The organism is Streptococcus sp. 'caviae' (assembly GCF_001937065.1).
GTDB lineage: Bacteria > Bacillota > Bacilli > Lactobacillales > Streptococcaceae > Streptococcus.
On the sequence record NZ_MOWR01000025.1, the window covers coordinates 1 to 422 of the forward strand.

Below are 422 nucleotides of genomic sequence, written 5' to 3' on the forward strand. Positions count from 1 at the left end.
CGCGACTCACGATTATGGTGTAGCAAGCTACGGTTTAATCGTGCGTTCCACTTGCATGTATTAGGCACGCCGCCAGCGTTCGTCCTGAGCCAGGATCAAACTCTCTTCATAGTTTGAGCTCTCACTCGTTCCTGTCCACTGACAGATTTATTGCTTTGACAGGTCGTATTCCTACAACCCGCACTTGGTTCGTCTTGTTCAGTTTTCAAAGGGCTTCCCTCGTATCGAGGCAACTACTATATTCTATCAACTCCTCTTACTTTTGTCAATACTTTTTTTCACCTTTTTTTTCACCTATCATTCGAAAGTGATAATGTCTTAGCTAGGTCGAATGTGAAAATGTCCCGTCTGTTAAACTAGAAAGATGAGGAAAATAGAACTAACTATGATAGAGTCAAAGAAATACCTAGTCATCAAAGCTG

General features: G+C 41.9%; 1 rRNA gene. It reads right to left on the reverse strand.

Features of this window, described 5'->3' with window-relative positions:
* Positions 1 to 111: ribosomal RNA gene (locus BMI76_RS10480) — 16S ribosomal RNA — on the reverse strand; the annotation flags it as partial.
* Positions 112 to 422 lie beyond the last annotated feature (311 nt).